General features: G+C 66.6%; 11 protein-coding genes. All 11 read right to left on the bottom strand.

Translation table 11 applies throughout. The annotated features are described in order from the left end of the window. Positions 1-310 (bottom strand): hypothetical protein (locus tag A5733_RS19585; protein WP_142254097.1); only part of this gene is annotated, 310 nt, incomplete at its 3' end. Then, a complete protein-coding gene (locus A5733_RS19580; protein WP_076241341.1) occupies positions 307-624 on the bottom strand; it encodes a hypothetical protein in 318 nt (105 codons plus the stop codon). The genes A5733_RS19580 and A5733_RS19585, both read right to left, overlap by 4 nt. Continuing rightward, positions 621-1,166 (bottom strand): hypothetical protein, encoded by a 546-nt coding sequence (locus A5733_RS19575; RefSeq protein ID WP_076241340.1) that lies wholly within the window; start codon positions 1,164-1,166, stop codon positions 621-623. Before A5733_RS19575 ends, A5733_RS19580 begins: the two co-directional genes overlap by 4 nt. Continuing rightward, positions 1,163-1,459, bottom strand: a complete 297-nt coding sequence (locus A5733_RS19570) for a hypothetical protein (RefSeq protein WP_076241339.1) — start codon at positions 1,457-1,459, stop codon at positions 1,163-1,165. The genes A5733_RS19575 and A5733_RS19570 overlap by 4 nt, the downstream gene beginning before the upstream one ends. Further along, entirely contained in the window at positions 1,456-1,698 is a 243-nt protein-coding gene (locus tag A5733_RS19565) for a hypothetical protein (protein ID WP_076241338.1), read from the bottom strand. Before A5733_RS19565 ends, A5733_RS19570 begins: the two co-directional genes overlap by 4 nt. Continuing rightward, positions 1,691-2,698: a hypothetical protein gene (locus A5733_RS19560; protein ID WP_076241337.1), complete on the bottom strand. Its 1,008-nt coding sequence runs from the start codon at positions 2,696-2,698 to the stop codon at positions 1,691-1,693. Before A5733_RS19560 ends, A5733_RS19565 begins: the two co-directional genes overlap by 8 nt. Then, the gene (locus A5733_RS27580; protein WP_158070626.1) at positions 2,695-2,871 is read right to left on the bottom strand and encodes a hypothetical protein; all 177 of its coding nucleotides are present in this window, start codon (positions 2,869-2,871) and stop codon (positions 2,695-2,697) included. Before A5733_RS27580 ends, A5733_RS19560 begins: the two co-directional genes overlap by 4 nt. Then, the gene (locus A5733_RS19555) at positions 2,864-3,217 is read right to left on the bottom strand and encodes a hypothetical protein (RefSeq protein ID WP_076241336.1); all 354 of its coding nucleotides are present in this window, start codon (positions 3,215-3,217) and stop codon (positions 2,864-2,866) included. Before A5733_RS19555 ends, A5733_RS27580 begins: the two co-directional genes overlap by 8 nt. Next, complete coding sequence (locus A5733_RS19550) at positions 3,210-3,455, bottom strand: hypothetical protein (protein ID WP_076241335.1); 246 nt, start codon at positions 3,453-3,455, stop codon at positions 3,210-3,212. The genes A5733_RS19555 and A5733_RS19550 overlap by 8 nt, the downstream gene beginning before the upstream one ends. 2 nt (positions 3,456-3,457) lie before the next feature. Further along, a complete protein-coding gene (locus A5733_RS19545) occupies positions 3,458-3,721 on the bottom strand; it encodes a hypothetical protein (RefSeq protein WP_076241334.1) in 264 nt (87 codons plus the stop codon). Next, positions 3,718-4,053 (bottom strand): hypothetical protein (locus tag A5733_RS27575; RefSeq protein ID WP_158070625.1); only part of this gene is annotated, 336 nt, incomplete at its 5' end. The genes A5733_RS19545 and A5733_RS27575, both read right to left, overlap by 4 nt.

Raw genomic sequence — 4,053 nt, 5'->3', positions numbered from 1 at the left:
TGCTCAGCGCGTTGTTGAGGGCGTCGAGCAGTGTGGATGCCTCGCCTTGCTTTGTGGCTCTGCCGTTCTCGACGTCGGGCTCGTATGGGCCGGGGACGGTGTCGCCGCGCTTGCGGTGGCCGGCGCCGTTGCCGAGCCTGGTCCGCTTGAGCACGACGTCGGCGAGGTCTTCGAGCAGGCCCGAGGTACGCCTGCCGTTGACCTGCGGGCCGGTGACCAGCGAGCGCAGCGCGTCGCGGAGCTGGTTGGTGCACTGCGGGCACAGGAACGTCGTGGCGCGGCCGGTGCACGCCTGGCACTGCTGGGTCACTGCTGCACCGCCTGCGCTCCCGTGACGATGCCGTTGAGGTATGTCCACGCGTCGCGGTAGGTGTGCGGCCCGATGAATGACGAGGTGATGCCGTAGCGCAGGTTGATCGAGTAGTAACCGCGCTGCGGCACACCGGCGATGGAGTACTTGGCTTCGCCGACGTGGACATCCAGGCCGGTCTCGTCGCGGACGAGTGCGGCGTGCCAGCGGAGCTTGACGAGGTCTGGCCATGCTGGGTCGAGTTCGGGTTCTGGTGTCCGGCCGCCGTTTCCGGTGGGCACCATGTGGGCGTTCTCCGCGGCGTTGAAGGTCATGCTGGCCAGCTCACTTTCTCGAGTCCGGTGGTGTGGCGAGGCTTCACGGGGAAGGGCATGGGGTCGCCGAGGTGGAATGCGCCGATGGCGGCCAGACCGAGCGCGTCGGCGATGTCGTCGTTGTCGACGGGCTCGAATAGCTCGTCGTCGTGCCACCATTCGTTGACGGCGGCGATGATGTCGGGCTTCTTGGCGTTGCCCTTGCCGGTGATCCACTTCTTGGCGGTGGTGTTGTTCATGACGACGACGGGGATGCCTTTGGCGTCGAGTTGGCCGTAGATGCCGTGCCAGAGGGCAGATCGGTCGAACTCGCCGGCGCTGATGCGGACGGCGTACGGGTGTTCCTCGATGACGGCGAGGTCGGGGTGACCGATGGCGCGGGTGACGTCGGCGACTTGCTTGCGAACGCGGCGGCTGCGGGCCTGGTAGCTGGCGCCGTTGTGTCCGCCGTGGCCGAATCTGGCGACCATGGTGGGTCGGCCACAGTTGAGGATGGCGACGCCTGCGCTGGTGAGGCTGGGGTCGATGCCGGCGACGATCATCCGGTGACCTCGCTCTCGAACTCGTTGATGTCACGGATGATTCGGGCCACGATGTTCCCGCAGGCCAGCAGGGACATGCCGGTGTGCTCGACGAGGGATTCCGCTGCCCGGTTCAGCTCGTCGTCGGTGAGCACGATCGGGCGCTGTTGGCGGAGCTCGGCGACGTCGATGGCGTGCTCGACGGGTTGGCCTTGCTCGGCGATCGCTATGAGTGCGTGGGCGGTGGCGTAGTCAGCGCGTCCACCGCGGGCGACGAGCGACTTGGCGCACTCGATGTGCTCGGCGGCGTTCATCGGTTGGCCTCCTTCGCGAGTGCGGCGCGACACTTGGCGATCCCGCGCTTGGCCGCTGCGGTGTGGTCGACGTGGTCGCAGACCTGGGCGCCGCGGTAGCCGTCCGAGTCGCAGAGCGTGCAGTTGTCGCGCTCAGCCTGGGCGAGATGAGCGGGGACGTCGTGCTGGGCGTGCCAGTCCGCGAGACCCTCGGCGTAGCGGCGTTCGCGTTCGGCGCGTTCGGCTTCGAGGTCAGGCATGGAGGTTCTCCCAGTCGTGGTTGGGGCAGCGGGTCACGCGGTTGGCGGTCTCGTCGTCGATGTGGCCGCGGTCGTCGCAGTCGGGGCAGGCGCGGACTGCGGCCCAGAACGCGGCGCGGGCTTGTGCTGCACGGTCGCCCGATTCGGCGTCCCAGCGTTCGCGGCGCTGGCGATAGCCGCGGCACGCGCCGCATGGCGGCGGGTCGGTGTCGTTGATGTGCTTGGGGCAGCGTTCGGGTGGGGGCCCGTTGCGGTCGGGTGCGGCTGCGGTCTGGCCGGTTTCGTTCGGCTCGGCGTCGACCTCCCCAACCCAACCACCTACGGAAGGTGACTTAGAAACAGAAACAGAACCAGAAACAGAAACTGAAGGGTTTAGGGAAGGGTTCCCGGAAGGGTTTCCCGACTCGGACGTTTTCCCAGGTCGCGCAAAGGGTTCCGGTAACCCTTCGGGGAAGTCTTCGGCAAAGGGTTCCGCAAAGGGTTCCGATAACCCTTCGGAGACCCTTGCCAGGTGGGTCCGCGCATCGGCCTCTGCGCGCTTCAGGTTCTCCCGCAACCGGTTAGCTGAAGGGCTGTCGCCTTTGACCTCTGGCAGTGCGATCCGATCCAGCTCGCCCAGCATCACGGCGGCGAATTTCGGGCTGTCGAACGTGCCAATGAGCCGCAGCGCGGACAGCAGTACGTTGGGCTGCTTGTCGAGTTCGTCGCGGCGCACACGCGAGCGGATCAGGCCTTCCCCGGTGGATTCGTCCACGAACACATAGCGACGGCGCTCCAGGCGAATCAGGGCCGCTTTCAGGTCACGTTCGGTGGGCTCGGCCTGGCCGTCGCGCATGGCTTTACGCCAGCGGGTGAAGTTGATCGGGAAGACGCCGGCTGTGTTGACGGTGCGCTGGCCGTTGAGCACCTGGAATAGCAGCTTGTCGAATATCGGCTGGGCGCAGAAGTCGTCGTCACTCCACGTCGAGAAGAGATTCTTTGCGTATTCGCGCGTGGTCACCGATGCGCCTCCTCGTCGTCGTCTTGGGGTGTCTCGAAGCCAGGGCAGGTGCAGGGGTTGCCTCGGCCGTCGGTGGCTGTGCATGGGCCGCCGTGCTCGGGTTTGTCGTGTTGGATGCCGTAGCAGTCACAGAGGGCGCAGCGGGTGTCGTCGTGGTTGATCGGCTCAGGCATCGGGCAGTTCCTCAACGCTGTTGCACCACAAGCACTGCCGGTGCGGTGGAAAGCAGTCGTCCTTGCGTGGCGTGCAGCACGTCGGGTAGTCCCGCCAGTGGTGTTGACAGTTGGCGGCAAGGTAATCGTTCAGGAGCTCGAAAACGCCGCGCAGATACGGCGGTGCGCCGAGCAGTTCATCCCGGACATGCCAGAGCATCCGATGATCGGTGGTTGTCGTGATCGGTTCGCCTCCTGGGCCGGTGGATCCGAACACGCCGCGAGGGAGTACCCGGTCGGGGTTGCGTGCGTGGGTGGTCCACCACTCGCGGGTGACGCCGGTGTCTTGTGGGGTGTACTCAGGCATCGGTGACCTCCGGGTGGTAGCAGGCGAAGTCACATTCGGGTCCGGGGCACTTGTAGGGGCAGCCACCGTCGGGCGGTTTGGGGAGGCCCTGGTGTTTGCGGATGCGGCCGTTGAGGTTCGTTGCGTACCCGCGCCGGCAGTAGGGGCATGTCGCGTAGTGCGGAATGCCGCGTTCGCATCCGATGCGTCCGATGACGCCGGTTTGGTGGCCGGAACCCGGGCAGAGCGCTTCGTTCATCGTTAACCTCGTGCGATTCGTTGGGCTTTGGCCATCGCCAGTGCGTGGGCAGTGGGCTCGCCGAGGACGCGGAGGCTGACGTAGTAGAAGTCGAGTTCCTGGTTGCCCCGGTTGATTGCCCAGCCTTGGATGCGTCCGTTGGCGGCGCGCACCGCCTGGACCTTGATGCGGGCCGAGCAGTTGACGTTGCCCCTGCACGTGCAGTCGTAGCCGCCGCGCGCGAGTGGTGGGCACCCACCGCAGCAACCGGGCGGGCGGGCGGTCATCGGGATGCCTCCGCAGCGTCGGCCGCAGCGAGTAAGGCGGCGGCTAACTCTCGGGCCTCTCGAACGCTGAGGGTGCCGTACTCGGTCTGATGTGCCGCCTCGAACTCGATGCAGTCCGGGGAGGTAAGGCAGGTCCAGGACCCGCCCGTTTCCCACATCGGTTCGCCGCGCAGGGATTCGGCGACGTTGCTGCGGTCCACCATCTGCTCGGGCAGTTCCACCGCGACGACCCGCTCATCGGCGAGCGCTTTCAGGTGCGCGGCGATAGCAGCATCAGCGAGGCGCAGTGCCGTTTGCGGTCCGATTGACCAGTCGCCGACCGGCCTGTCCTC

This window comes from Mycobacterium sp. NS-7484, assembly GCF_001953975.1.
In the GTDB taxonomy this organism is placed as follows: domain Bacteria; phylum Actinomycetota; class Actinomycetes; order Mycobacteriales; family Mycobacteriaceae; genus Mycobacterium.
The sequence above is the reverse complement of the archived record's forward strand: the minus strand, read 5'-3'. Positions and strand labels throughout refer to the sequence as shown.